Annotated in this window: 28 protein-coding genes, 1 tRNA gene and 1 pseudogene; 8 read left to right on the top strand and 22 right to left on the bottom strand. The window is 57.0% G+C overall.

Annotation, left to right across the window (positions count from 1 at the left end; genetic code table 11):
- The 11 genes from QZR18_RS02510 to QZR18_RS02465 form a co-directional block, all read right to left on the bottom strand.
- The coding region (locus QZR18_RS02510; RefSeq protein ID WP_295910235.1) for an HNH endonuclease at window positions 1-1,124 on the bottom strand (1,124 nt) is incomplete at its 3' end.
- Window positions 1,125-1,451: 327 nt separating this feature from the next.
- Window positions 1,452-1,841: a hypothetical protein gene (locus QZR18_RS02505; RefSeq protein ID WP_295910234.1), complete on the bottom strand. Its 390-nt coding sequence runs from the start codon at window positions 1,839-1,841 to the stop codon at window positions 1,452-1,454.
- Between the two features lie 20 nt (window positions 1,842-1,861).
- Window positions 1,862-2,356: a single-stranded DNA-binding protein gene (locus QZR18_RS02500; protein WP_295910232.1), complete on the bottom strand. Its 495-nt coding sequence runs from the start codon at window positions 2,354-2,356 to the stop codon at window positions 1,862-1,864.
- The gene (locus QZR18_RS02495; protein WP_295910229.1) at window positions 2,353-2,793 is read right to left on the bottom strand and encodes a DUF4406 domain-containing protein; all 441 of its coding nucleotides are present in this window, start codon (window positions 2,791-2,793) and stop codon (window positions 2,353-2,355) included. The genes QZR18_RS02500 and QZR18_RS02495 overlap by 4 nt, the downstream gene beginning before the upstream one ends.
- Window positions 2,793-3,047: a WhiB family transcriptional regulator gene (locus QZR18_RS08275; RefSeq protein ID WP_366921407.1), complete on the bottom strand. Its 255-nt coding sequence runs from the start codon at window positions 3,045-3,047 to the stop codon at window positions 2,793-2,795. The genes QZR18_RS02495 and QZR18_RS08275 overlap by 1 nt, the downstream gene beginning before the upstream one ends.
- Window positions 3,048-3,080: 33 nt before the next feature.
- Window positions 3,081-3,314 carry a hypothetical protein gene (locus QZR18_RS02490; RefSeq protein ID WP_295910227.1) on the bottom strand — a complete coding sequence of 78 codons (234 nt, stop codon included), beginning with the start codon at window positions 3,312-3,314 and terminating at the stop codon, window positions 3,081-3,083.
- Window positions 3,315-3,324: 10 nt separating this feature from the next.
- Complete coding sequence (locus QZR18_RS02485; protein WP_295910225.1) at window positions 3,325-3,531, bottom strand: hypothetical protein; 207 nt, start codon at window positions 3,529-3,531, stop codon at window positions 3,325-3,327.
- 4 nt (window positions 3,532-3,535) lie between these two features.
- On the bottom strand, window positions 3,536-3,667 hold the full coding sequence (locus QZR18_RS02480; RefSeq protein ID WP_295910223.1) for a hypothetical protein: 132 nt from the start codon (window positions 3,665-3,667) through the stop codon (window positions 3,536-3,538).
- Window positions 3,664-3,864 carry a helix-turn-helix domain-containing protein gene (locus QZR18_RS02475; RefSeq protein WP_295910221.1) on the bottom strand — a complete coding sequence of 67 codons (201 nt, stop codon included), beginning with the start codon at window positions 3,862-3,864 and terminating at the stop codon, window positions 3,664-3,666. The genes QZR18_RS02480 and QZR18_RS02475 overlap by 4 nt, the downstream gene beginning before the upstream one ends.
- Window positions 3,861-4,178, bottom strand: coding sequence for a hypothetical protein (locus QZR18_RS02470; RefSeq protein WP_295910220.1), 318 nt, complete (start codon window positions 4,176-4,178; stop codon window positions 3,861-3,863). The genes QZR18_RS02475 and QZR18_RS02470 overlap by 4 nt, the downstream gene beginning before the upstream one ends.
- Before the next feature lie 685 nt (window positions 4,179-4,863).
- Window positions 4,864-5,136, bottom strand: coding sequence for a helix-turn-helix domain-containing protein (locus QZR18_RS02465; protein ID WP_295910219.1), 273 nt, complete (start codon window positions 5,134-5,136; stop codon window positions 4,864-4,866).
- Window positions 5,137-5,236: 100 nt separating this feature from the next.
- Between QZR18_RS02465 and QZR18_RS02460 the strand changes: the two genes are divergently transcribed.
- On the top strand, window positions 5,237-5,692 hold the full coding sequence (locus QZR18_RS02460; RefSeq protein WP_295910218.1) for a helix-turn-helix domain-containing protein: 456 nt from the start codon (window positions 5,237-5,239) through the stop codon (window positions 5,690-5,692).
- 80 nt (window positions 5,693-5,772) lie between these two features.
- Window positions 5,773-6,210 (top strand): ImmA/IrrE family metallo-endopeptidase, encoded by a 438-nt coding sequence (locus QZR18_RS08270; protein ID WP_366921406.1) that lies wholly within the window; start codon window positions 5,773-5,775, stop codon window positions 6,208-6,210.
- Window positions 6,211-6,367: 157 nt separating this feature from the next.
- On the opposite strand, the gene QZR18_RS02455 is transcribed toward QZR18_RS08270, so the two are convergent.
- From QZR18_RS02455 to QZR18_RS02435, 6 genes and pseudogenes are all read right to left on the bottom strand, one after another.
- Window positions 6,368-6,805 (bottom strand): hypothetical protein, encoded by a 438-nt coding sequence (locus QZR18_RS02455; RefSeq protein WP_295910216.1) that lies wholly within the window; start codon window positions 6,803-6,805, stop codon window positions 6,368-6,370.
- A gap of 3 nt (window positions 6,806-6,808) precedes the next feature.
- A complete protein-coding gene (locus QZR18_RS02450; RefSeq protein ID WP_295910215.1) occupies window positions 6,809-7,198 on the bottom strand; it encodes a DUF433 domain-containing protein in 390 nt (129 codons plus the stop codon).
- Between the two features lie 51 nt (window positions 7,199-7,249).
- A pseudogene (locus QZR18_RS08265) lies at window positions 7,250-7,417 on the bottom strand (MerR family transcriptional regulator); the annotation flags it as partial.
- A 196-nt stretch (window positions 7,418-7,613) separates the two neighbouring features.
- Window positions 7,614-8,759 (bottom strand): tyrosine-type recombinase/integrase, encoded by a 1,146-nt coding sequence (locus QZR18_RS02445; protein WP_295910213.1) that lies wholly within the window; start codon window positions 8,757-8,759, stop codon window positions 7,614-7,616.
- A gap of 154 nt (window positions 8,760-8,913) precedes the next feature.
- Window positions 8,914-8,998, bottom strand: a tRNA-Ser gene (locus QZR18_RS02440).
- 84 nt (window positions 8,999-9,082) lie between these two features.
- Window positions 9,083-9,520, bottom strand: coding sequence for a DUF4190 domain-containing protein (locus tag QZR18_RS02435; protein ID WP_178705184.1), 438 nt, complete (start codon window positions 9,518-9,520; stop codon window positions 9,083-9,085).
- Window positions 9,521-9,752: 232 nt separating this feature from the next.
- Between QZR18_RS02435 and QZR18_RS02430 the strand changes: the two genes are divergently transcribed.
- From QZR18_RS02430 to QZR18_RS02420, 3 genes are all read left to right on the top strand, one after another.
- The gene (locus tag QZR18_RS02430) at window positions 9,753-11,120 is read left to right on the top strand and encodes a uracil-xanthine permease family protein (RefSeq protein ID WP_178705181.1); all 1,368 of its coding nucleotides are present in this window, start codon (window positions 9,753-9,755) and stop codon (window positions 11,118-11,120) included.
- A 149-nt stretch (window positions 11,121-11,269) separates the two neighbouring features.
- A complete protein-coding gene (locus tag QZR18_RS02425) occupies window positions 11,270-12,733 on the top strand; it encodes an MFS transporter (RefSeq protein ID WP_178705177.1) in 1,464 nt (487 codons plus the stop codon).
- Window positions 12,720-13,274: a TetR/AcrR family transcriptional regulator gene (locus tag QZR18_RS02420; RefSeq protein ID WP_048712740.1), complete on the top strand. Its 555-nt coding sequence runs from the start codon at window positions 12,720-12,722 to the stop codon at window positions 13,272-13,274. Before QZR18_RS02425 ends, QZR18_RS02420 begins: the two co-directional genes overlap by 14 nt.
- Window positions 13,275-13,301: 27 nt before the next feature.
- Here the strand turns inward: QZR18_RS02420 and QZR18_RS02415 are convergent, their stop codons facing one another.
- The 5 genes from QZR18_RS02415 to QZR18_RS02395 all read right to left on the bottom strand — a co-directional run bounded on the left by QZR18_RS02415 (window position 13,302) and on the right by QZR18_RS02395 (window position 18,150).
- Window positions 13,302-13,895, bottom strand: coding sequence for a LytR C-terminal domain-containing protein (locus tag QZR18_RS02415; protein WP_291458730.1), 594 nt, complete (start codon window positions 13,893-13,895; stop codon window positions 13,302-13,304).
- Between the two features lie 51 nt (window positions 13,896-13,946).
- Window positions 13,947-14,075: a hypothetical protein gene (locus QZR18_RS02410; protein WP_295910209.1), complete on the bottom strand. Its 129-nt coding sequence runs from the start codon at window positions 14,073-14,075 to the stop codon at window positions 13,947-13,949.
- A 105-nt stretch (window positions 14,076-14,180) separates the two neighbouring features.
- Window positions 14,181-14,906 (bottom strand): anaerobic ribonucleoside-triphosphate reductase activating protein, encoded by a 726-nt coding sequence (locus tag QZR18_RS02405; RefSeq protein ID WP_178705174.1) that lies wholly within the window; start codon window positions 14,904-14,906, stop codon window positions 14,181-14,183.
- Window positions 14,903-16,774, bottom strand: a complete 1,872-nt coding sequence (locus QZR18_RS02400; protein ID WP_178705171.1) for a ribonucleoside triphosphate reductase — start codon at window positions 16,772-16,774, stop codon at window positions 14,903-14,905. Before QZR18_RS02400 ends, QZR18_RS02405 begins: the two co-directional genes overlap by 4 nt.
- A gap of 245 nt (window positions 16,775-17,019) precedes the next feature.
- Window positions 17,020-18,150, bottom strand: coding sequence for a phosphatase PAP2 family protein (locus QZR18_RS02395; RefSeq protein WP_178705167.1), 1,131 nt, complete (start codon window positions 18,148-18,150; stop codon window positions 17,020-17,022).
- Between the two features lie 263 nt (window positions 18,151-18,413).
- Here QZR18_RS02395 and QZR18_RS02390 point away from each other — a divergent pair, with 263 nt between their 5' ends.
- Genes QZR18_RS02390 through QZR18_RS02380 form a run of 3 tightly spaced genes read left to right on the top strand, consistent with a single transcriptional unit; the run spans window position 18,414 to window position 21,972 of the window.
- The gene (locus QZR18_RS02390; RefSeq protein WP_178705164.1) at window positions 18,414-18,914 is read left to right on the top strand and encodes a YbjN domain-containing protein; all 501 of its coding nucleotides are present in this window, start codon (window positions 18,414-18,416) and stop codon (window positions 18,912-18,914) included.
- Complete coding sequence (locus tag QZR18_RS02385; protein ID WP_178705161.1) at window positions 18,911-19,531, top strand: YbjN domain-containing protein; 621 nt, start codon at window positions 18,911-18,913, stop codon at window positions 19,529-19,531. The genes QZR18_RS02390 and QZR18_RS02385 overlap by 4 nt, the downstream gene beginning before the upstream one ends.
- On the top strand, window positions 19,531-21,972 hold the full coding sequence (locus QZR18_RS02380; protein WP_178705158.1) for a DEAD/DEAH box helicase: 2,442 nt from the start codon (window positions 19,531-19,533) through the stop codon (window positions 21,970-21,972). The genes QZR18_RS02385 and QZR18_RS02380 overlap by 1 nt, the downstream gene beginning before the upstream one ends.
- Window positions 21,973-21,975 lie beyond the last annotated feature (3 nt).

The raw sequence follows: 21,975 nt of genomic DNA, 5'->3' as shown, positions 1-21,975 counted from the left end.
TCTCTACCCGACCCGGTCTCTGCCCTGCCCGGTCTCTGCCCGGTCTCTACCCGGTCTCTACCCGACCCGGTCTCTGCCCTGCCCGGTCTCTGCCCGGTCTCTACCCGGTTACTACCCGACCCGACCCGACCCGACCCGAGAGAATTCGCTTTGATACCCCTCACGGTCGGACTCGAGTCCGGACTTAGTTCGGACTCGGTTCGGACTCGGTTCGGACTCACAGCCGGTGGTGGCAGAGTCCCTCTGTCTTCGCGTGAGGGATCCACGGACGCGAGATGATCGATCTCGCCGGGATCAACCTCCACGGCTGAGGGAGCACTGCTCAGCGTGGCGTGAGGATCCACGGACGCGAGATGATCAGTCTCGCCGGGATCGACTCTGCGCCTCGCTTGTGCGCGCTCTGTGTCTTCCGGATCAACGCTCGAAGCTTCTCCCGGGACGGCGCAGGTCGTCTGCGCGTCTGAGGAAATAGGCTTCGGCGGTTCCAAGGAAGACTGGACCTCATAGCCGTTGCGGTTAAGGAATTCTGCCGACCACTGACTGTAGTAAGGAGCGGCGGGGACCTCTCGGAGAGGATGGGCTTCGTCGAATTCTGCTCGCGCGTCCTGCCTGCTGCTATTGCACTGATGGCAGGCGACGACGAGCTTGTCGACGGTTGCCGATCCGACTGACGTCGGGTCGACGTGGTCGAGAGTGCCTGAGCTGAATCCAATCGGGCCTGTCCATCGGACAGGGACCCCGCAGTAACGGCACAGATCACCGTCGCGGTAGATCACAGCGCTCTTGAGCTTCGGATCTCGATTCTCGCGGCTGCGATTCCGACGAGCCTCCACCTCCGCTTTAGACAGGAGGTGAATGAAATCTTCAGATGTGAAGATCTTGATCTTCCGCTGTCCGTCGATCTCTACCCACCCGAGCAGCCCGAGGGCCTCACAGACCCGCAGGAGCAGATCGGCACGATCGGGCGACGTGAGACTATAGGCCACGCCCCTGCCCACGATTCCGTCTGTCAGCTGCTTCGCAGAGTAGGTAGCCAGGCCCATGAGGAAGCCAAAGATCTCGAGGCGATTCGTCTGCGACGCTTCCTCTACCTCATACACATCGATAAGACGCGGATGAGACATCGAATCGTCGCTTACACGTACCCATGACATCTGGCTTCCTCCTCTCTTTTCTGGATCTTCCTGCTAGTCGCTGCATCGGCATTCGCCTGTGGTTGGATTGATCAGGCCCCCGCACGATTCACAGATCTTTGGAGCGCGCGGGTCTTGCTTGACTTCCATCTGCCTCACCTCCCTCCTCCGTTCATGCAGTACATTCGCCCTGGCACGAGCTTCGCTTTGGGCACCGGGCCGAGGCGCTTTTCCAAAGCTTCCTGGAAGCACCGGGGATGCCGGACGATTCCAGCACCGACTTTTTCACCGCACTCAGGGCAGGTCCTCTCGGTCTTACTAGTCATCGGTGCCTGCCTCGGTGATGATCAGCTCGACAGCGTGAGCGCCGACAGGGAGATCACGGTCGACTCCCGCCCACCTGTGATCAGGGCCGATCACGTGAGTGTGATCGTCGTCGATGAGCACGCCTGCGTCGCGCAGCCCGTCGACCATTGCTTTAGTTGTGTCAGCTGCGTTATTGGGGTCGAAGCGGCGCGCCGAGCGCGCGTAAATCTTCGCAGTGATACGTACACGACCGTCGAAAGAGAAGACCGCTAACTTGCGCGCCTCGATCGCTGTGCGCCTGCGCAACGCGCGCACGCGCTTCGCCCGAGCCATCGGATGAAGACGCAAATTTGCTGTAATCCACTGAGATTTAGGGACTACTAGGTAAAGGGTCTCAATCATTTGTCTGCGCTCCTTCGCGCTTAGAAGGGAGGCTCGGAGGGCATGAGAGTGTCTGCCCACGGATCCGATCCGGTAGACGATTCCTTCCCCGCAGGAGCACGCGCGGTAGCGAAGGCCGATCCAGCTGCGGGCTGGCCCTGTTGGCCTTGACCGCCTGTGCGTGTGACCTGTGCCCGCGCGTGACGCAGCGAGACGCCCACCTCGTCGGCTTGCAGCTCGACGACAGTGCGTCGATCGCCCTCACGGGTCTCGAAAGACCGCTGCACGAGCCGTCCACGGATCACAGTCCGCATGCCCTTGCGAAGGCTCTCGGCGATGTTTTCAGCCATTTCGCGCCACGCTGTGCAGCGCATGAACAGGGTCTCCCCGTCCTTCCATTCGCCCGACTGCCGATCAAACGATCGAGGCGTCGACGCGATCGTGAAAGACGCAACCGGGCTTCCGCTCTGCGTCCAACGCAGCTCCGGATCAGCGGTCAAATTACCAACGATTGTGATGACGGTTTCTCCGCTCATCGGGTTTCCCCCTCCTCAAGGCGAGAGATTGCTGCAGCGAGGCGCTTCGCGACGTTGGCGAATCCCATCGTGATCTGTAGGTCGTAGTACTCATCGACGTCGAGGTCTTCACCCGCTCGGTGCTTGGCACGCTCGCACTCTTGGTCGAGGTCGATTTCCTCGATCCCGAGATTCTCTGCGAGCTCGCGCTCGATGCGCGCTCCCTTAGAGTCTTCCCAGCCCTCGAGCATGTAGATGTAATCGCAGTCGAGCAGTAGCTTCAGATCCGCCTTCATGTAATCCGCCCACGATGCATCGTCGGCGAGCTGCACCTCGCTCGGATCGACTGCCTCGTACCCGCACAGCTCCAGCGCGCTGCGCGCGCACGAGAAAGCGAAACGATTCCCGAAATCGATCCCCGTGATAGGCCCTGAGATGTAAACTTTTCCGCGGCTCATCAAAGTGTCCCCTTTCTTGCTTCTTTCCTTGCTTCCCGAAGCTGCTTACGCAGCGGGCCTCGCTGGACAGCTGTCAGACCTCCGAAAATCCCCGCAGTCTGCGCAGTACCGCGCGCCTCATACCTAAGCTGGTCCTCGAGGCACTCGCGACTTACCGGGCAATTCCTGCATGCTTGCATTGCTGTGATCGGTTCGTACATCGGCCCCTCGAAAAAAAATGTCCGTCGGTAGGCCAAGACGCCTGCACAGCGCATTTTCTCGCCACTCCCCGGTGCTCTTCTGCTCGCTCATGCTGAGACCTCCTCCTCGTCAACGAGAGAGTGGAAAAGCTCGCTAGAGATGTGAATCCCCTCATCGCTGAGCCTCATCAGCTCATCTGCACGCCACTGGCGATGACCGTGAATACGACGCCACAGGCTCATCTCGGCCATCCCGAGACGCTTCGCAGCGGCTCGCGTGCTAAGCCTCTGGCGCTTCATCCAATCGCGGACGAGGCCGGAAAGAGCCTGATTCGGGTTCATCGTTGGACTCCTAGATATCTGTCTCTGCAAAGTGCGCTCGCATCATGAGCGACGCCTGCACCGCACTGGCGATAGCCACGATCGCCCACCAGGGGGAGATTCCGTTTTTGTGGTCGGGTGCCCAGAGTGCGAGTGAGATGACGAGGGAGGTGGCGAGTAGCGTGATCGCGGAGGCGAAGCGGAGCTGCTGCCAGTTGTGGGAGAGCTGTGGTTTCATGAGGTCACATCTCCAGATCTACGTGAGAGGCCATGAGGAGGATGGCGCCGCTGTCTTTGTCTTGGATCGCGTAGTCGTCGCTAAGCTCGGGAGTGCCGAGGTCGACGGTCTCGCAGTTGGGGATTGGGAGGGTCATGCTGCACTTCCTCTCAGGGACTGCGCTGTGGCGAGAGGCTTACCGATTCGCTCGATCTGCTCGACGGGGATCAGGATGTGCTTGCCGATCTTCCGGCAATCCCGGATCTGCCCGGAAGCGATGTAGACGCGCAATGCTCGTGGGCTGAGGCCGGTGGCTTCGGCTGCTTCTTTGATGGTTGCGAATTTCTTCATCATTTTTCGGGGTCTCCCTTGGTGTTGTCGCTGCGTGTGGTTAGTCCGTTTGCTGCGCGGGTCGTGAGGTCTTGCAGCTCTGCGACGAGAGCGAGCTGTGCTTCGAGAAGCTGCTTCTGTGTGGAGTGGATAAGAGTTGAGGGCAGTGTCATCACCGCGACGGGGGAACCCAGCAGGCCGATGGTGACTGTCACGTGCTGGATACACATTGCGAGGGACGCCTCGACGAGATCGCGTGGGTTGTCGGTCTCGATGATCTTGGCGACTTCGTCGCGAAGATCTGACGCATGCGTATTGATCACCTTGCTCACGCCCATCACGCCCCCTCGTTTTTGCCAGTGAGCATGACTTCTTCGGAGTTAGGCTCCTCCCCGGTAGGCTGAGACCCACCACAGTCACCAGGCGGCGTAGCTGAATCGCCGTCACCTACCGGGGAGGAAGAATTGAAGGAATGGCTGATCTCAGGCATACCCGCCTGGATACAAGCACTCGTACCTGTTTTTGCCGGAGTAGGTTCTGCCGTTATCTGGCTGAGGAAGCGCCGCACGATCAAGACGGATGCTAAAGACGCCCACGAGATCGCCGCAAAAGCCGATACCACGTTAGCGGCTAACGATATCCGTGACGGTGACGCGGCGGATACCAGGGCTACAGAAGACCTAAGTATCCACGCCATCGACGAGATCGCCAGCCCCAGGATTGACATTCGAGCCACCCAAGAAGGCGGTGCGCTATTTGTTTTACGGAACCATGCATCCGAAGCGTGCGTGGTGGAAGCCGTCACCTTCGCTAACCCCGACCTACTTTTAGGTGTCGAACCTGACCTCCCCGTCCCTCTCGCCCCTAGCGCTTCGCTTCGCGTGTATTTGGCGGGGGCCTGGGGGTTCCCCAGAGATGAAGTGAGGCTGCGTGTACGAGGAGTGTCATCTCCTGTCGTAGTGCCGCTAAAGTGACTAGACCCTCGCATTCTGGAGATAAAGCGTTCACCATCGAAGATACGCATCACTCCACCTCGCCCTCAGAAGCCGCGAGCGCAGATTCTTCTGCTCTTACGCGGGCTCGGTATAACAGCTCCCACTCGGGGACACCTATGACCTCACCTAGAGACGTGATTTCAGACGCCGAAAAATCCACATGCCCGTTCAGCTTCCTGGAGAAGGTTTGCCGACCAATTCCGATTCGACTGGCGACTTCAGCTATGGAAAACCCGCGATCCGCCATTGCCTCGCGGATGATTTCACCGATGGTTTCCACCGTTTTCTCACTTTCTTCCATGTCCCGTATTGGGGACAGAAGCAAGTATGTCCCCAATACGGGACAAATGCAAGCGTTGGAAACTAGACGTGTCGCTAAATAAGGACATAAGATTCAGGACATGGGACAAAAACCGCTGGAAATAGGCACTTTTGAGGCCCAATTCGCAAAACTTATTACCGCAAAGAACCGCGCACGCGGCGGTACTGTCCGATCTTTAGCGGACACATCAGGAGTCTCGCGATCTCGTCTCGACCGCATACTGCGCGGTGAGACATCGATTACAGTCACGGACATCGAGCGTATTTCGTCTGCACTCGGGCTGGAAAGCTGGAAGGTCTTTTTTGCAATACAGACAGGTCGCCCCTACGAAGAGGCGGATGCTGCGCTCGCGGAGCGCTTGGCGGGGCGTCGGTTGGCTGCCGAGGCTGAGGCGCGCGCAGCTGCAGACTCAGATGTGAGCGTCCCTTTGCCTGACGATTGGGAGGTCTCTCTCGCAGCGCGTCGCGTAGAGAATTCTCCAGAGGCACGGGAAGACGCCTTTCTTAACAGTCTTGGCGAGGAGCCTCAGGAGTAGTTTGTATCGTGTGGGTGGTATCACGTTTGTTGTTCAGGAATCTTTCTGGAAATGGCCTTATCTGAGCTTATCCTCAACGTGTGCTGAAACGATTCAATGAAGAGGAGTGGAGGAACGCGCTTGAGGCGGGCGCGAAGAATCTACAAGGTCCCGTAGATCCCTATCTGCTCGCCGAGACTATAGGTACCCCTGTGTCCTATACGAGAGACCTTACTGGAGCACTGGGAGCGACCGACGGAAGGCATATCTGGATCAGAGCCGGATTACGGCCCTCTGTTGAAAGATCGACGCTCGCTCACGAGCTAGCTCACATCCTTCTTGGACATACATCCTGCCAAGACACACGCGGAGAGCTGCGCGCTAACCGACTGGCCGCACGTCTACTCCTTGACCCCGACACTGTCAGCCGCGAGCGCGAGCACTGCTCATCTTTGACCGAGCTGGCCGAAAGCTTAGGCACAGATGCCGATTTGACATCTTGGGGTCTCGAAGCCTGCGACCGCACCGTTGCAAGCTAGTCTGTTTTATCTTGCAACGGCATCAGGCGATAACCTGCAGTGCCTCTTGAGTCGGGCGGAACGAGTTGGATAAGTGCCGGCTTCGAACAGCGTTCCCCTACAGCCTTCACTCTAAGGACACACCTGCACGGGTCACGCGTCCGCGAGCGCTGCGAGGCTATTCCTGGGTTCCCAGGGCGGTTACGGTTATTTGTTTTTTCCGCTGTGGAACATAGAGATAAGCACTGGGAAGATCTTCCCAGTGGTGGATGATGTAAGGGATGAGTGTAAGGACGCATTCTGCTTGGTAGGCAGGTGCTGTCCCCTTTGGGGGATCATCGGGAAGAGGGAAGCCTGCCCAATGGATTCCATGATCAATAAGAGCTTGCGTCTCCTCTTTATTTAAGAGCTGCCGCCGATCCTGCGTGATGAGAACATTTACGCCACGCTGCGCGAGCTCAGGGATGAGTTCTGTATCTTTTGCCCCATTAAGCCGCAACGCGCCCACGCTTGTTATTCTATGCTGCCGCTTATATATCTGATCGAGAGCTTTCGCGATAACAGGGCTGATGTTTTCATCAACGCAAAAGTAGCGGGAGTCGGTGTTGTTGGGCATTGCTCAGGCGATGGCCTCGATTTGCCTGTTGAATTCGATAGCGCTTTCAACAGCCGACGCAGTGAGGTCTGGATAGTATTCAAGGACATAATCCACATCCGGGTCTTCTACGCCCGCGAAATCAGCGATGGTGTCGTACCCGATACGTGTCCCCTCGATCGCGGGCCACCCCCCAATGCGTGCAGGATTGACGCAAATATGAGGAGCGGGAGTGGTGAAAGCCGGTACCTCTTGCTTCCGGAAGTTGGTGAAAGCCTTGTTCATTTCTTCAAAAGTGAACAGGGTGCGCGCGCCAGGAGATCTCACCAGGTCGATTGCTTCAGCGTCTGGTCCTTGTACGAAAATGGTCTTTCCGTCAGTGCCGAAGGAGTACTCAGAGGGGTGTTCGACCATGTGCAGAACGTTCAGAGTGCCAAACGCTTTGTGGATTTTTTGTAGCGAGGTTTCAGAGCGTAGAAAAGCAATGGAGCGCAGAGCTACCAGATCGCGGAAAGAGTATATGGGGGGACGCTTGGCTCTGATTTCGGGCACAAGAAGACCAGACCTGCTCCATGAGCGGAGCTGGTTAGGGGTTACGCCTGTTAACTTGGAAGTGAGGTTTAGTGGGAACATCTTCATCCTCCACAAAGCTCAACTATGCCTACACATCTATAGTATATCGCTTTTAGGGGTATTTCGAGGATTTTTCCTCCCTTTTGCATGGAAGATGTCACTCTCACCCAAAGACTTTTTTGCATGCCTAGCGGCTCCCCGCGAGTGACAAAAGAAGAGGGCCCCGGCCAGTATGGACGCTGGTCGGGACCTTTTCTTACAGCTCGACGGGGAGGCTGTCTGCGAGCCTCCTCGCCCTGTCCTCCGCTGCATGCTGGTACCTCATCGCGACCTCGACATCGCTGTGTCCGCCTCGCTCCATAATCTCGGCGAGCGTCGCTCCCTGCTGGGCGTAGAGAGTGAGGCCTGTATGTCGGAGGTCGTGGAAGCGGAAAGAAGGCAATCCAGCCGCTGCCCTCGCTGCTGCCCACGCTTTATTGTGATTCGTTTGTGAGATTGGCTTGCCCGGCTCGATCGGCGAGGGGAAGATCGGAGCGTCTTTATCGTCGGCGACGTAGATTTCGAGATGATCACGGATGACTGGGACTAGGGCCGTAGGAATCGTCACCTCGCGGGCAGCGCCGCTTTTGGGCGTCGTGTATCCCGGAGGGACGGCTTTTTGATTCCACTGTCTCTCGATTCGGAGCCTCGGGGACCCAGATTCCAGCCCGATAATGTCTCTGCGCTGGAGGCCGAGGGCTTCGCCCTGGCGTAGAGAGCACCACGCCGCGAGCAGGACGGATAGCCGGAGCGGGCCGGGCATTGCTGCGGCTAGGGCTGCGACCTGATGCGGCGACGCGATCTTTCCGACGTCTAGGCTACTGCCTTTAATCTTCGGAGCGGAGACTCGTACCGGAGACGCAGTGATGATTCCCCGCTCTACCGCGTAATTGAAGAGGCGCCTCATGCAGGCGACGATTTTGGCGCGCGTGCGCGCACTGGCCGCGCGATCGGCGACGCGCTGGACGTCTCGAGACGCTACCTCGCGCGCTGGCAGACTGCCGATTCTAGGCAGGACATGCACCGACAGCACGCTCCTATATTCCCGGAGCGTCGCAGGCTTCCGCTGCCCAGAATCTACCTGCCTCTCAAAATCGGCGAGCCAGTCTTCTGCAACTTCTTCGACGGTCGTCTGGGCGCGAGACGCCTCCTCGGCCTCGCGCTTCGCTTCCGCGCGCCTCGCCGATGGAGGCACGAAGATCCCCCTAGCGACGTCGGCGCGCGCGATCGCGAGAGCAGCTTTCGCATCCATCAAAGTATCGAAGCGCCCAAGACGGTATCGCTTCCCCGACTCGTGAACGGTCGCTCGATACTTTCCGCGAGTCTCATCCCATTCGATACCGGGGGGCAGTTTCTTTGGCATGGCCGATCCTCAAAAATGGTGGGGGCGTATTGGGGGCGTTTTTACCGCCCCCAAGCGTACCAATCGGTATATATCGGTTTCAATACCCACAGCCCAAAAACGTTGCAAACAAAGGGAAATCCCCGGGATCTCAACGGATCCCGGGGACGTATCGCGGAGGATGGGGGATTCGAACCCCCGAGGGCTTGCACCCAACACGCTTTCCAAGCGTGCGCCATAGGCCACTAGGCGAATCCTCCGGAGCGTGAAACACGCACCCCGTAATGCTAGCGGAATTCGTCGAAATCACGAAATTTTCACGCCAGCTTTCAGCGTGGAATCCCTCACGAAGAGCGCCAGAATAATGCCATCCAGACCAGGAACCAGATCAGAATCCCTACAACTCCGGCGATAATTGCCGCAATCGACGCCCTGCGTCCCACACCGTTCATACTCGTCGAACCAACAAGTCCAATGATTCCCATAATCACGGCTGCAATCGCGGGAAAGAAGAATATTGAGAGCGCGCTTACCCACGCCGCACTATTTGCAATCGAATTGACCTGCGGTTTGGGAGACGTGTAACCGGGGCTTGCAAACACATCAAGCAGCGAGGTGTCGTCACTGCCCGGGAATACCATGCTCTGCGGCTGTTCGGACTTTGGAGGCTCTAAGTGTGGAGTTGGCCCATAGGGGTCCAGGACGGTCGAGGCCGTCGCTGGATTGGCAGCATTGCTCGCGCTTGTTCCACTACCGCCGGGAGCATAGGGATTGAGTGCCATGAATACCCTCCGATACTCCTGCGACCTACACATTTTGATTCTTTCCTCAAGCATGCCATATCTCATGCCTTCACGGTCAATACCGCGGCATTACGCCACAACCGGGCGAAGTAAAACAGTCCTGTGAGGCGCCACATAGCGGGCATTTTCACACAACACTCAGGTTTCGGTCTATACTGATGTTCCGACCGGTTTCGGCCCAGACCTTTTAACTGATCGGAGATTTAGCAGCATGTCTGTTGCACAATCAGGATTCTTCCGCTGGAAACTTCATGGCGATGGCACCAGTATTGCTCCCGGGGACGTAGTTCTTCCCGGCGAACGTCTTTCTTGGCCTCGAACAATTGGAATTGGCGCACAACACGTCGTTGCAATGTTCGGGGCGACTTTTTTGGTTCCTTTGCTCACCGGGTTCCCACCGTCAACAACATTGTTCTTCTCGGCAATTGGAACGCTCCTCTTCTTCCTTGTCACTGCAGGACGGCTCCCAAGTTATTTGGGGTCGTCCTTCGCTTTAATTTCGCCAATCTTGGCAGTCTCCGGAACTAAGGAACTTGGCCAGAGCTTCGCACTGGGTGGCATCATCGCCACCGGTGCAACCCTGGCTCTTGTCGGCATCATCGTTCACTTCGCAGGTGTGCGCTGGATTGATGCGATCATGCCCCCGACCGTTACAGGCGCAATCGTTGCCCTCATCGGTCTGAACCTTGCACCCGCCGCATGGAACTGGGTAAAGACCGGCCCCATCACCGCAGTCGTCACAATCATCTCAATCTGCTTGATCACGGTTTTGTTCAAGGGCATCATCGGCCGCCTCTCCATCCTCTTTGGTGTCCTGATTGGCTACGTTGCTGCAGTCTTCCAGCACGAGGTCAAGTTCGATGCAGTTCGCGAGGCCGCTTGGTTCGGTCTTCCGCAATTCCACACCCCCTCCTTCTCCGTCTCCACCCTGGGCCTCTTCATCCCCGTGGTCTTCGTCCTCATCGCCGAAAACGTCGGTCACGTGAAGTCGGTTTCCGCAATGACCGGTGAAAACCTCGACGACCTGACGGGTCGCGCGCTCTTCGCTGATGGCCTTTCCACCATGCTCGCAGGTGCGGGCGGCGGTTCTGGCACGACGACCTACGCCGAAAACATCGGCGTTATGGCAGCAACCCGTGTCTACTCGACGGCTGCCTACCTGGTCGCAGCGTGCTGCGCATTCCTGCTCTCGCTCATGCCGAAGTTCGGTGCGCTCATCGCAACGATTCCCTCCGGTGTCCTCGGTGGCGCCGGTACCGTCCTCTACGGCATGATCGGCATGCTCGGCGTTCGTATCTGGGTCCAGAACCGCGTTGATTTTTCCAACCCGGTCAACCTCAACACTGCTGCTATCGCTCTGATTGTTGCAATCGCAGACTTCACCTGGAACGTCAGCGGCATGACCTTCGGCGGCATCGCCCTGGGCACCGCCGCTGCGATCATCGTCTACCACGGCATGCGCGGTATTTCGAAGCTGCGTGGAACCAACCTTGAGCAGGCTTCGCCCGCTTCGGCTCCGGCAGGATCCGAACTCGAGAGCGAACCCTACGCCTCAAGGCATCGCTCCACTCAAGCCTGATCGTTTCTGATCGCTAAGGCCGGGGTGTCCGAAAGGACACCCCGGCCTTGGCATTTACCTCATTTCCGCCTAATACCAACGATTTCCTACTGAGCACAGCTCACTTACTGAACCGGATGTCCGTTACAGTTATGTGCTAACATCTGCTCATGCGCTCTGAATCGACACGGACTCGATGGGCATTTCTTCTTGTGATTTCACTGGGGCTGTTCATCGTTGCAGCCGATAACTCCATCCTCTACGTCGCTCTTCCCACCCTTCGATCTGAACTCCACACGACCCATCAGCAAGGCTTGTGGATCATCAACGCCTACCCTCTGGTTCTGGCCGGCCTTCTATTGGGAACCGGAACCCTGGGAGACAAGATCGGACACCGACGCATGTTCGAAGTCGGGCTCGTCATCTTCGGCCTTGCATCCAGTGCTGCAGCATTCGCGCCAAATGTCGCGATCCTCATCGCTGCACGAGGATTCCTTGGCGCAGGCGCTGCAGTCCTCATGCCTTCAACCCTTGCGCTCATCCGCCAGACCTTCCTTGAACCCCGCGAGCGCAACACCGCCATTGGTATCTGGGGATCCGTAGCCACCGTCGGTTCAGCCGTCGGCCCACTCTTGGGCGGCTTCCTTCTCACTCACACGTGGTGGGGAGCGGTGTTCCTGATCAACATTCCCATTGTCATCATCGCCTTGGTCAGCACTTACCTTCTTGCACCTGACAATTACCCCAACCCCAAACGCAGCTGGGACTTCATGTCCTCTCTCTACGCAATGATCACCATGGTCGGCCTGGTTCTCACAATTGAAAATCTTGCTCACACACCTATTGACACAACCCTTGTCGCGACCGGCATCGTCCTATTCATCATCGGTATGCTGCTCTTCAGCCATCGCCAGCGTTACCTAGACGTTCCTCTTCTGACCCTTGATGTCTTTCGCAGCCGCCTCTTCACAGCGGGATTCCTCGGCGCATTCCTCGGCATGTTTGTGGTCTCTGGAATGGAAATACTGACAACCCAGCGTTATCAACTCTCAGCAGGTTTTACTCCGCTCCAAGCTGGCCTTGTCACAGGCGTCGTTGCTGTAGCAGCATTCCCGGGCGCTATCTTGGGCGGCCGCTACGTCGATCGCCTGGGATTTAGAACCGTCATTTCAGGCGGCTATGTCATTGCAAGTATCGCCGGAATCATTGCGATCATCACTATCAAGGAAAACCTCTTCCTCATATTCATGATCGCGCTCGCACTCCTAGGTACGGGAACTGGCCTGGCTATGAGCGTCACCTCAACTGCAATCATCGGTTCAGCCCCAGCCCGCCGGACCGGCATGGCCTCGGCAATCGAATCGGTTTCCTACGAGTTTGGAACGATGCTTTCGGTGGCGGTCTTGGGTTCACTGATGTCGCTGTTTTACACTCTCAATGCGGCTCCCGAAGTCGCACACAGCATGGACGCTACTGCCCATGACCCAGTTCTTGCACCCATGGCCGCAAGCGCCATCGATACCGCCTATACATGGACACTATCCATTGCGATCGCAGTTGCCCTGAGCGCTGCAATCGCAACAGCCGTACTTCTCAAAGACAATCCGAAGGAGACCAAGTATGCGCACGAGTAAAAAATCGCAGCTCATCCAGGCCGCCTTGGAGATCATCGATAAGAAGAGCCTGGACGCACTGACCTACGACTCCCTCGCGAAGGCCTCGGGAATGTCGAAATCCGGCCTTCTCTACCACTTCCCCTCCCGCACTGCGCTACTTTTGGCGCTCAACGAGCACTTGGCCTCGTCATGGAGGGCAAGCCTTCTCGAGGCCGCAGGAGCCCCTCCCGAGGAACTATCCGCCCGCGAACGCCTACGAGCCGTCGTCGAAGTACTCTCGCAAAGCGCGACCCGCGCAGACCTTCTTTTGGCGCTCGATACTCATACGCGCGAAGAGGGCGCCGAGGTGTGGGATGAGATCTTAGGCCCCTGGTTGCTTCCTCGCGAAGAAATTTTGGCCGATCCAGATATCTACCTGCTGTACATCATTGCCGACGGCCTGTGGGTACACGACCACATCAATTCCTACGATCTGACCACACAGGAACGCCGTGCACTGATCACGGCTGCGTTGGCATATTTGGATTCGCTACCCGACGTTTCGCAGGCACATTTCTAAATCTCACCCGCGCGGGGTGGATCTCAGCTATTTCCGCAGCGCCAAGCAGGTGCTGGGACCCTTAAGGTCATCATGATTTTCCTGAACACGCTGCAGATCCTCAGCGGTCAGGGCACCGTTGTAGAGCGAGCCCAAAAGGACCGTCACTCCCGGTTCGGTGTTATCGGTCAAGGTCACTCGCGATGAGGGGAAGAAACGCGCGACGGTGTATGCGGCATCAACAGATTGGGGACCTGCTTGAATCTGAGCAGAACCCGCATATTCAGGCGAGGAATTCGAAGGATCTGCCACCTGGAAGCCCACGCTCTTGAGCATGTCTGACGCATCGCGTGCAACACCCGAGCGTGACGTCGTATTGAAAACCTGCACCTTGATTGAGGACGTAGCCAGAGGCTGAGTTTCCTCGCTAGGGCAGGGAATATCCCCTGTCGAGGCGTACTGAACTTTTGCGGAAAAGCCATTAAGGAAGGGGATGGGAAGAATTCCCGAGAGCACCAAAAGGCTGAGGACACTGAGTCCAGCCATCACCGAAACGACGATCGAGAAGACCGAATTCTGCTTAAGCTGGCGTTCGCGGCGATAGAGTTCGCGGCGGGACAGTTGGGGTTGTGGTGCACTCACAGGACTAACCTACTTCACGAATGGCACTTTGCGCACGAATTACGCCGAATTTCAGTAGAGCACCATTGTCAGAATCAGGGCAATAACAGAAATCAAGGGAAGTGTTCCCTGCTTAATGGCTGCGCTTCGCTTATCCGGAAACCAGAAGATAGCAGTTGCCGGGAGTGCAGCTTCAAGCACTCCCGGCAACGCTGCGGCACCGCACACTCAACCCCACTTCAGAGCGCATAGCGGCCGCTCACACACCCAGCACCCCCCAAACACAGAGTCGCCGAGCACGTTGTTTCACGCAGGCCTGAATTCAAAGGATTCAAACCCCAGCTTCTTGATGTCCTCAGCCATCGCCTCGACTTCCATATCCCACGCGCGGTCCCCCGCATTGAAACCTTCTGCAGTACCCATGGCGCGAGCCTGCTGAAGTGCGAAATGCGTTGCACCCAAGTCCTTGACGCACGAGGCAACCTCGCGCGCATCGGAAGGGCCATCCGGATACACCGTCAGGCGAACCTCGTAGGCAACACCCGAATCCAGCACCTCTCCCAGGCTCTCCCAGGCTTTTGGACCCGCGTTTGGGCGCCCGGCCACGGCCTCGTACGCGGGACCTGACATTGCTTTAATGTCAATGCCCACCCAATCAACTAGGTCGGAACGCAAAATCTCACGCAGACGCGAAGGATAAGGACCCGCGGTGTGCAAACCAACCTCGAAGCCCAAATCGCGCACGCGCTGCATGGCCGGCAGAAGGGCCAGCTGGCGCGTGGCCTCGCCACCGGAGAAGACCACCCCGTCCAGCAGACCAACGCGGCGGCCCAGCAGATCCTCGATTTTCTCCCAGGACACAACTCCGGGAATCTTCGGATCGATGATCGCCTGATTGTGGCAGTACGGGCATGCCCAGGGGCATCCCTGGGCGAATACCGTCGCCACAAATTTTCCCGGCCAGTCAACGCTGGACATAGGGCTCAGACCCGCGATCTGCAGGTCCGAGGCCCTCAAAGTCGCAAGGCTCATCGCTGATCCACCGGCGGGAAGGCACTGACCAGTTCACCGTGATCCGAAGCCGCAGCCTCGGAGAACATGGTGCGCTCGTTGTACTCACCCTTCTTACCGATGTTGAAGGATTTCACGGGGCGGAAGTAGCCCATGACTCGAGTCCAGACCTCGCATTCTTGCGGTTCGCGGTCGGGGTGAGCCTCGGCGCACTTCTCGCAGGTCCAGTGCTCGCCCACAAGGTAGCCGTGCACAGGGCAAATCGAGAAGGTCGGGGTGATGGTGATGTAAGGGACCTTGAATGCAGTCAGTGAACGACGCACCATCTCCTTGCAGGCCGCACCCGAGCTCATACGCTCACCCATGTAGAGGTGCAAAACCGTGCCACCCGTGTACTTACCCTGCAAAACTTCCTGATCTTCCAACGCCTGGAACGGATCATCGGTGTAACCAACGGGAAGCTGCGAGGAGTTCGTGTAGTAGGGCTGCTCATCGGCACCGGCCTGGAGGATGCCCGGGTAGTGGAGGCGGTCGGCCTTCGCGAAGCGGTAGGTCGTGCCTTCGGCTGGGGTTGCCTCGAGGTTGTACATGTGGCCGGTCGCCTCTTGGAGTTCAACCATGCGCTCACGGATGTGATCGAGGATCGAGCAGCACATCTCAAAACCGAAGGTATCGGTGATGTCGTACTGGTCTCCCGTGAAGTTTCGAACCATCTCGTTCATGCCGTTGACGCCAATGGTTGAGAAGTGGTTGTTCAAGTGTCCCAAGTAGCGCTTTGAGTAGGGGAACAAGCCGCGATCCATGTGGAACTGAATGGTTTCACGCTTGGCTTCCAGGGTCTGCGAACCCAGGTCAATCAAGTGGTCCAATTCCTTGACGAGGCCGTCCATGTCACCCGCGAAACGGTAGCCTAGGCGCGCCATATTGATTGTGACGACGCCGATGGAACCGGTTAGTTCTGCTGAACCGAAAAGTCCGTTTCCGCGCTTGAGTAGCTCGCGAAGATCCAGCTGCAGGCGGCAGCACATCGAGCGGATCATGTGGGGATCCAAGTCGGAATTAATGAAGTTCTGGAAGTAGGGAAGGCCGTACTTTGCGGTCATCTCGAAAAGCGCGTCAACATTTTCGCCCTCCCAATCAAAATCGGGAGTCATATTGTATGTCGGGATCGGGAAAGTGAAGACACGGCCATCTGCGTCTCCCCCCGTCATGACCTCAATGAAGGCGCGATTAATGAGGTTCATTTCCTCTTGGAGCTCGCCATAGGTAAAGTCCACAACTTCGTCGCCAATGAGGGGGTGCTCATCGGCCAGATCATCCGGGCAGGTCCAGTCGAAAGTGAGATTCGTGAAGGGGCACTGGCTGCCCCAGCGCGAGGGAACATTGAGGTTGTAGATCAGTTCCTGCATGCTCTGGACGATCTGCTCGTAGGTCATGTTGTCCAGGCGAACGAAGGGGGCCATGTAGGTATCAAAGGAGGAGAAGGCCTGCGCTCCTGCCCATTCGTTTTGCAAAGTTCCCAGGAAGTTCACGATCTGTCCGCACGCCGAAGAGAAGTGCTTCGGGGGGGCCGAGGCGATGGCCCCGCTGACCCCGTTGAAACCTTCTTGGATCAGTCGCTTGAGCGACCATCCCGCACAGTAACCCGCAAACATATCGAGATCGTGGATGTGGATATCACCGCTGCGGTGTGCTGCTCCCGCTTCGGGGGAGTAAACGCGCTCCAGCCAGTAGTTGGCAATCATCTTGCCGGCAGAGTTCAGAATCAGGCCACCCAGCGAGTAGCCCTGATTAGCATTTGCATTGACGCGCCAATCGGAGCGGTCAAGGTATTCCTCGACGGTCGAGATCGCATCGATGTCATAGCGTGTTGTGGGAGATGTAGTCACGGTTTTCCTTTCCGAGCTTCAACACTGACATCGTGGTGGGGGCACAATATCTAGTGTGTGAGACGAACGCGTCCCATAATATCTAGTGGTTGCGGAAAAGGTATAGCTACGACATGCGGCGTGTTGTCATTCCACAAAAATGCGCAAATTACGAAAGTGGGTGAACGCATTGCGCGAGTGTCTGAATAGCTTGCGAATAAGTTAAATGAAACTAAAGCGAGCGCGCTTTCGACTCAAAAACGGCGCTATTTCGCCGAAAGTCGGTCAACCTCGTGAATAACAAAACCTGCAACAGCGACAACGGCAAAAGATGAAATCCCGGCAAGAATATGCGCACGACGCGGAAGAGCATCCAAAAATTCTGCGTAGGTGATTCCGCCCGAACCCATTTGTGCCAGATCATTGGGAGTGAGTGCCCACACAGAATAGACAACTCCCAAAACTGTGATGAGTGCGCTGGCCATTGCAATGACAGCCATAGCTTTCTGGACGGGCACGCCGTGGCGAACGCGTGTCTCTAGCGGACACAAGATCAGTGCCCAAAAACCGCAGATTGCCATAGCAACAAGAACATCGGCGGGGCGGTGCCAGCCAAAAACCATGACGGAAATACCCACCAAGGATGTCCAGATATATCCGATCCACGCTGCGGGGCCTCGGAACCATTCGGGGGCAATCATCACCAATGCCAGAGCAAGGGACATTGCAACTGTCGTATGTCCCGAAGGAAGCGAATTCAAAATGGCTGCCGACACGTGGAAATCCGGGCGATCAATAAGCAGCTTCGCAACCTGAGTCGTCGTATTAGCCGCAACAATCATACCCAGAGCGCGACCAGCCAGCGTTGGACGACGACGTAGCCACGCAATCAAAACGATCAGACCACCAACAGCGACCATCGCAGGAACCGAAATAATGTGCGTCACGGTACTTCCCACAGCACCTAAGGACTCTGCCCAGCGCATGGCAGCTTCCATCGACAAGGTGTCAATCGCCTGGCCTGTAACAGTAAACACGGCGACCCAAGCGACAAGGATGCTGAAGAGCACACACCCTCCCGCAGCAAAAAGTCGACGCACGAGGCGAGGACGGTAGCCGGGAGCCACAGTCCTTGGGGCGCTCCGAGCAGCGCCCGCACCGGCACGTGAGCTACCACCACCCGGGCTTGATTGGCGAATGTTTGGTCGCCGTCCAGGGGCAGAAGAAGGTGTTTGAGAAGTGGAACTCCCCAAGTCCTGGGGGCCAGAGGATCGCCTTGACGAGGCCGAGGCTGCAATCGCTTTCGGAACCTCTGCAGCAGCCTCTGAAGGAGCGTAGGCCTCGGATTCTTCGGGATTAAAGGAAGGATCAGGATAACCGGGAATGCGGTCGCTCATTTCATCCCCCTTCCCTCGTGCGACAACCAGCTAGGTGGCAACTGTCTCGTTCCGCGTTCTTCGAAGGTCTTATTTTAGTCACCCATCTAGGGCATTTTCTATTGGAACACTTGGTTTTCCCTCGGTTGATCAGGGTGATATTTTGTCACATTCTCAAGCTTCTATCTCGAGCCGCACTCCGGTCATTCGGTTACAGTGGAGGAGTCAACGGGCGTGAGTCACTGCGGCTCAATGCCACTACCGACTCGGATCAGGGGTGCTACGTGTCGATTTCTCCGGTCAACACCGACCGCATTCGCGCCGTCTTGCACGGTCACGATCTGAATTTTGGTGAGTCTTCAGACGAAGAGCTCGCTGTTCCGACACGAAATGCGATCTATTTCTGGAACACCTCAAACCCCCACATTCTCCAATTACGTGCGCACTGGCGCGGAATTGCCAACGATGATGCCGAATTTGCGTCGCTCATGGAAGAAGTTCGGCGCTGCAATGCAACCCGCACAGGCCCGAAGGCGTACTTGGCACCTTTCGAAGACGGTCAACGCTACGGGCTGATTGCCGAATGCGACATCGTTGCAACAAACGGTCTTTCGGAGGCCCAGCTCGATACCTTCTTCGAAACTTCAATGTCGATGATCATGGGTTTCTTCTCCGATCTTGAAGAAACCCTTCCCGAATTCGTCACGTGGAGTGATGAAGATTCGGATCGAGAATCATCGAGCGAGGCGAACACCATCTCACTCCACCAGGGAGATCGATCATGAGCACGCTTCCGGGTCCCTATCCCGTACCCAAGGATTCGATCACGCCGTATAAGGTGACTTTCGATCGCTTAATGCGCACTCTTTCTGAGCTCCAGTTCCAGGCTGATGTTTTGGCGGATAACCGCGCTGCTGGTGCCGTTTTTGACGGAGTGCCTTTCCTGCTCAGTATGGATTCTTCCGAGCGCTTCCTGTCGATTCGTGCGGTCTGGGATACCGACTTCGAGGCCGAAAAGGCCGGCCATCCGCTTTTCGCCGCAGCTGATTCATGGAACCGTGAGAAGTATTTCCCAACGGTTTATTGGATGTTGGATCCCGCCGGTTCTCTTCAGGTGTGTGCCGATTTCGCCGTTGACACTTCTGCCGGCCTATCGGATCAGCAGCTCACCGACCACCTGGGCGCAGGTATTTCAACCGGAATTGACGCGATCCGTTACATGCAAGAGGCCGCAACCCAGACCTTGGGATGGGTCGCTCCAGAGGCAACTCCCTACTCTGCTTCGCCCGAGGCCTCGGCCTACGCTGAGTCCTTCGCGCAGCCCCAGTCGGGTAGCCCTGCCTCCACTGATGCCGAGGCCGAGGGACGCTCCGCTCATAGTGGTGCCGCTTTTGGGCTCTGATGGATTCACGCTCTGAGGACCTGCTCGAGATCATCCGCTCCCGAGGCACGCAGGGTCAGTTTGTCGATTATCGCTGCCTTTCTGCCCAAGATGCACAAACTTCACCGTGGCCCGAGTGGATTCCTACCCCTGTCGTGTCAGCGTGGCACCAAAGCGGTGTTGATGAACCGTGGCTTCACCAAGTGCAAGCCCTTGAGTCAATCCATTCCGGACGCGATGTTGTCGTTGCTACCGGTACGGGATCAGGCAAGTCTCTGGTCGCATGGACGCCGATTCTTTCAGACCTGGTTCAGGCCGATGACTCCAACAGAATCTCCGATATTCACCGGCGTCCAAGCTGCCTTTACCTCTCACCAACCAAAGCGCTTGCAGCAGACCAGCTTCATTCGCTGAACCATCTTGTTGATGGCCTCGAACATGACGTCGCCCTTGCACTTGCCGATGGGGATACTCCTCGCGAAGCCAAGGAATGGGCTCGCGCAAACGCCGATATCGTCCTAACGAACCCGGACTACCTGCACTACGTCATGCTCCCCCGTCATGAGCGCTGGACTCGCTTTTTCGCATCGCTACGCTACGTGATTGTTGACGAAATGCACCAGTGGCGAGGCGTCAGCGGTAGCCATATTGCTCTGGTTTTACGCCGACTTTTAAGAATTGCGCGCCACCTTGGTGCAGACGTCCAGGTCATTATGATGTCCGCGACTCTGGCCGATCCACAATCCGTTGCTCAGACAATGATTGGGCGCAAAAACATCGACGCGATCACAGACGATACTTCCGGACGCGGAACTCACCACATCTTTATGTGGGAGGGCCGCGAGGTTCCCCGCGAAGAAGATGTATCAATTGATGCCTTCCTTTCTGCTCTCCGTGCCGCCGAGGCCGGCGAAGAAACGGTTCTTGAAGCTCCAACTCAGCGTCTTTCCGCCCAAACAGAGGCTTCGCTTTTGTGCGCAGAGCTTATTCGCGCCGATGCTCGCCTGCTGACCTTTGTTCGTTCACGCGGTGGTGCCGAGGCCGTCGCCGCCCAGACCCGCGACAAACTTCGCGATGCTCCAGAACTAGCATCGGCCGTCGCTGCGTATAGGGGTGGTTTCCTTCCCGAAGAACGACGCGCCTTAGAATCTGCACTGCGTTCGGGTCAATTGCGAGCACTTGCAACGACCTCCGCCTTAGAAATGGGTATCGACATCTCTGGGCTTGATGTCACCATCACGGCTGGATGGCCTGGGACTCGCGCATCATTTTGGCAGCAGGTTGGGCGCTCCGGACGTGCTGGAGCAGATGGTATTTCTGTTCTTATTGCTGGCGACAACCCCCTTGATTCTTTCCTTGTTCATCACAGCGATGAGATTTTTTCCCCTGTCGAGGCAGCGGTATTAGATCCTCAAAACCCCTGGGTCTTGCGCGATCACCTGTGTGCTGCGGCTGCCGAACTCCCTCTTCCCAACGATGAGGCAATCGCGGTTTTCGGAAGTGGAGCTCCCGCTCTTTTAGCTGAGCTTGGTCAGGAAGGGCTACTGGTTAACCGAAGTGGGGGCTGGCGTTGGAATGTCAGCTCTTCTGATGGCCCATGGGAGAAAATCCAGATCCGCGGCAGCGGTGGCGATGTTCAAATTGTCGATACCCGAAGCGGAAGCATCATCGGTTCTGTCCCCCAAGATTCCGCGGATTCGCAGGTGTTTCCGGATGCGATCTACGTGCACCAGGGACGAACCTTCCACGTCCTCTCTCTCGAAGAAGGACCCACACGTATCGCCTACGTCGAAGAAGTCCGCACACCGCTCAGGACCAGGGCCCAAGATGCGACTTCATTGCGGGTTATCAGTATTGATGAAGAATGGGTCAGCCCAGATTCTCTTGTTCACTGGTATCGAGGGACCGTTGATGTCACCCGTCAGGTCACCGATTTCGACCTCCTTCGACTTCCAGGGCTGGAATACATCTCAAATACTCAACTAGATATGCCGGAGCGCACTTTACGCACTCAAGCCTGTTGGTACACCTTGACTCCAGCGACAATGGCAGCGATCGGGATCGATAAAGGTGATGTCTTAGGAGCGCTCCACGCAGCAGAGCATGCTTCGATCGCACTTCTTCCCCTACTGGCAAATTGCGACCGTTGGGATTTAGGTGGGCTTTCGACAAATCTCCATACGGATACCGATTTACCAACTGTTTTTGTTCACGATGCTTATCCGGGTGGAGCGGGCTATTCGCATTACGGTTTCGCCCACGCACGTGTTTGGATGGAGCGCACCTATCAGGCTGTTTCTGAGTGCCAATGCCACGATGGATGCCCCCGGTGTGTCCAGTCTCCGAAGTGCGGAAACGGGAATGAGCCGCTCTCCAAGTCCGGTGCAGAGCGCCTTTTGGGCTTCCTTGTCGAGCATTCGCCTTTCGAAGAAATTCCCAGAAAACTTTCAGATACAAAATAGTAT

Source organism: uncultured Actinomyces sp. (genome assembly GCA_900541895.1).
Lineage (GTDB): Bacteria > Actinomycetota > Actinomycetes > Actinomycetales > Actinomycetaceae > Pauljensenia.
Note: the sequence above shows the minus strand (reverse complement) of the source record. Positions and strands in the feature narration are given on the sequence as shown.

What these genes read in the sequence shown, in the direction of transcription:
- QZR18_RS02505 (WP_295910234.1), bottom strand. Translation starts at nt 1,841, where the DNA reads ATGATTGAGACCCTTTACCTAGTAGTCCCTAAATCTCAGTGGATTACA.
- QZR18_RS02445 (WP_295910213.1), bottom strand. Translation starts at nt 8,759, where the DNA reads ATGCCAAAGAAACTGCCCCCCGGTATCGAATGGGATGAGACTCGCGGA.
- QZR18_RS02495 (WP_295910229.1), bottom strand. Translation starts at nt 2,793, where the DNA reads ATGAGCCGCGGAAAAGTTTACATCTCAGGGCCTATCACGGGGATCGAT.
- QZR18_RS02425 (WP_178705177.1), top strand. Translation starts at nt 11,270, where the DNA reads ATGCGCTCTGAATCGACACGGACTCGATGGGCATTTCTTCTTGTGATT.
- QZR18_RS02435 (WP_178705184.1), bottom strand. Translation starts at nt 9,520, where the DNA reads ATGGCACTCAATCCCTATGCTCCCGGCGGTAGTGGAACAAGCGCGAGC.
- QZR18_RS02385 (WP_178705161.1), top strand. Translation starts at nt 18,911, where the DNA reads ATGAGCACGCTTCCGGGTCCCTATCCCGTACCCAAGGATTCGATCACG.
- QZR18_RS02500 (WP_295910232.1), bottom strand. Translation starts at nt 2,356, where the DNA reads ATGAGCGGAGAAACCGTCATCACAATCGTTGGTAATTTGACCGCTGAT.
- QZR18_RS02475 (WP_295910221.1), bottom strand. Translation starts at nt 3,864, where the DNA reads ATGATGAAGAAATTCGCAACCATCAAAGAAGCAGCCGAAGCCACCGGC.
- QZR18_RS02395 (WP_178705167.1), bottom strand. Translation starts at nt 18,150, where the DNA reads ATGAGCGACCGCATTCCCGGTTATCCTGATCCTTCCTTTAATCCCGAA.
- QZR18_RS02490 (WP_295910227.1), bottom strand. Translation starts at nt 3,314, where the DNA reads ATGAACCCGAATCAGGCTCTTTCCGGCCTCGTCCGCGATTGGATGAAG.
- QZR18_RS02380 (WP_178705158.1), top strand. Translation starts at nt 19,531, where the DNA reads ATGGATTCACGCTCTGAGGACCTGCTCGAGATCATCCGCTCCCGAGGC.
- QZR18_RS02455 (WP_295910216.1), bottom strand. Translation starts at nt 6,805, where the DNA reads ATGCCCAACAACACCGACTCCCGCTACTTTTGCGTTGATGAAAACATC.
- QZR18_RS02485 (WP_295910225.1), bottom strand. Translation starts at nt 3,531, where the DNA reads ATGAAACCACAGCTCTCCCACAACTGGCAGCAGCTCCGCTTCGCCTCC.
- QZR18_RS02420 (WP_048712740.1), top strand. Translation starts at nt 12,720, where the DNA reads ATGCGCACGAGTAAAAAATCGCAGCTCATCCAGGCCGCCTTGGAGATC.
- QZR18_RS02405 (WP_178705174.1), bottom strand. Translation starts at nt 14,906, where the DNA reads ATGAGCCTTGCGACTTTGAGGGCCTCGGACCTGCAGATCGCGGGTCTG.
- QZR18_RS02465 (WP_295910219.1), bottom strand. Translation starts at nt 5,136, where the DNA reads ATGGAAGAAAGTGAGAAAACGGTGGAAACCATCGGTGAAATCATCCGC.
- QZR18_RS08275 (WP_366921407.1), bottom strand. Translation starts at nt 3,047, where the DNA reads ATGCGCTGTGCAGGCGTCTTGGCCTACCGACGGACATTTTTTTTCGAG.
- QZR18_RS02480 (WP_295910223.1), bottom strand. Translation starts at nt 3,667, where the DNA reads ATGACCCTCCCAATCCCCAACTGCGAGACCGTCGACCTCGGCACTCCC.
- QZR18_RS02430 (WP_178705181.1), top strand. Translation starts at nt 9,753, where the DNA reads ATGTCTGTTGCACAATCAGGATTCTTCCGCTGGAAACTTCATGGCGAT.
- QZR18_RS02450 (WP_295910215.1), bottom strand. Translation starts at nt 7,198, where the DNA reads ATGGTCGAACACCCCTCTGAGTACTCCTTCGGCACTGACGGAAAGACC.
- QZR18_RS02470 (WP_295910220.1), bottom strand. Translation starts at nt 4,178, where the DNA reads ATGGGCGTGAGCAAGGTGATCAATACGCATGCGTCAGATCTTCGCGAC.
- QZR18_RS02460 (WP_295910218.1), top strand. Translation starts at nt 5,237, where the DNA reads ATGGGACAAAAACCGCTGGAAATAGGCACTTTTGAGGCCCAATTCGCA.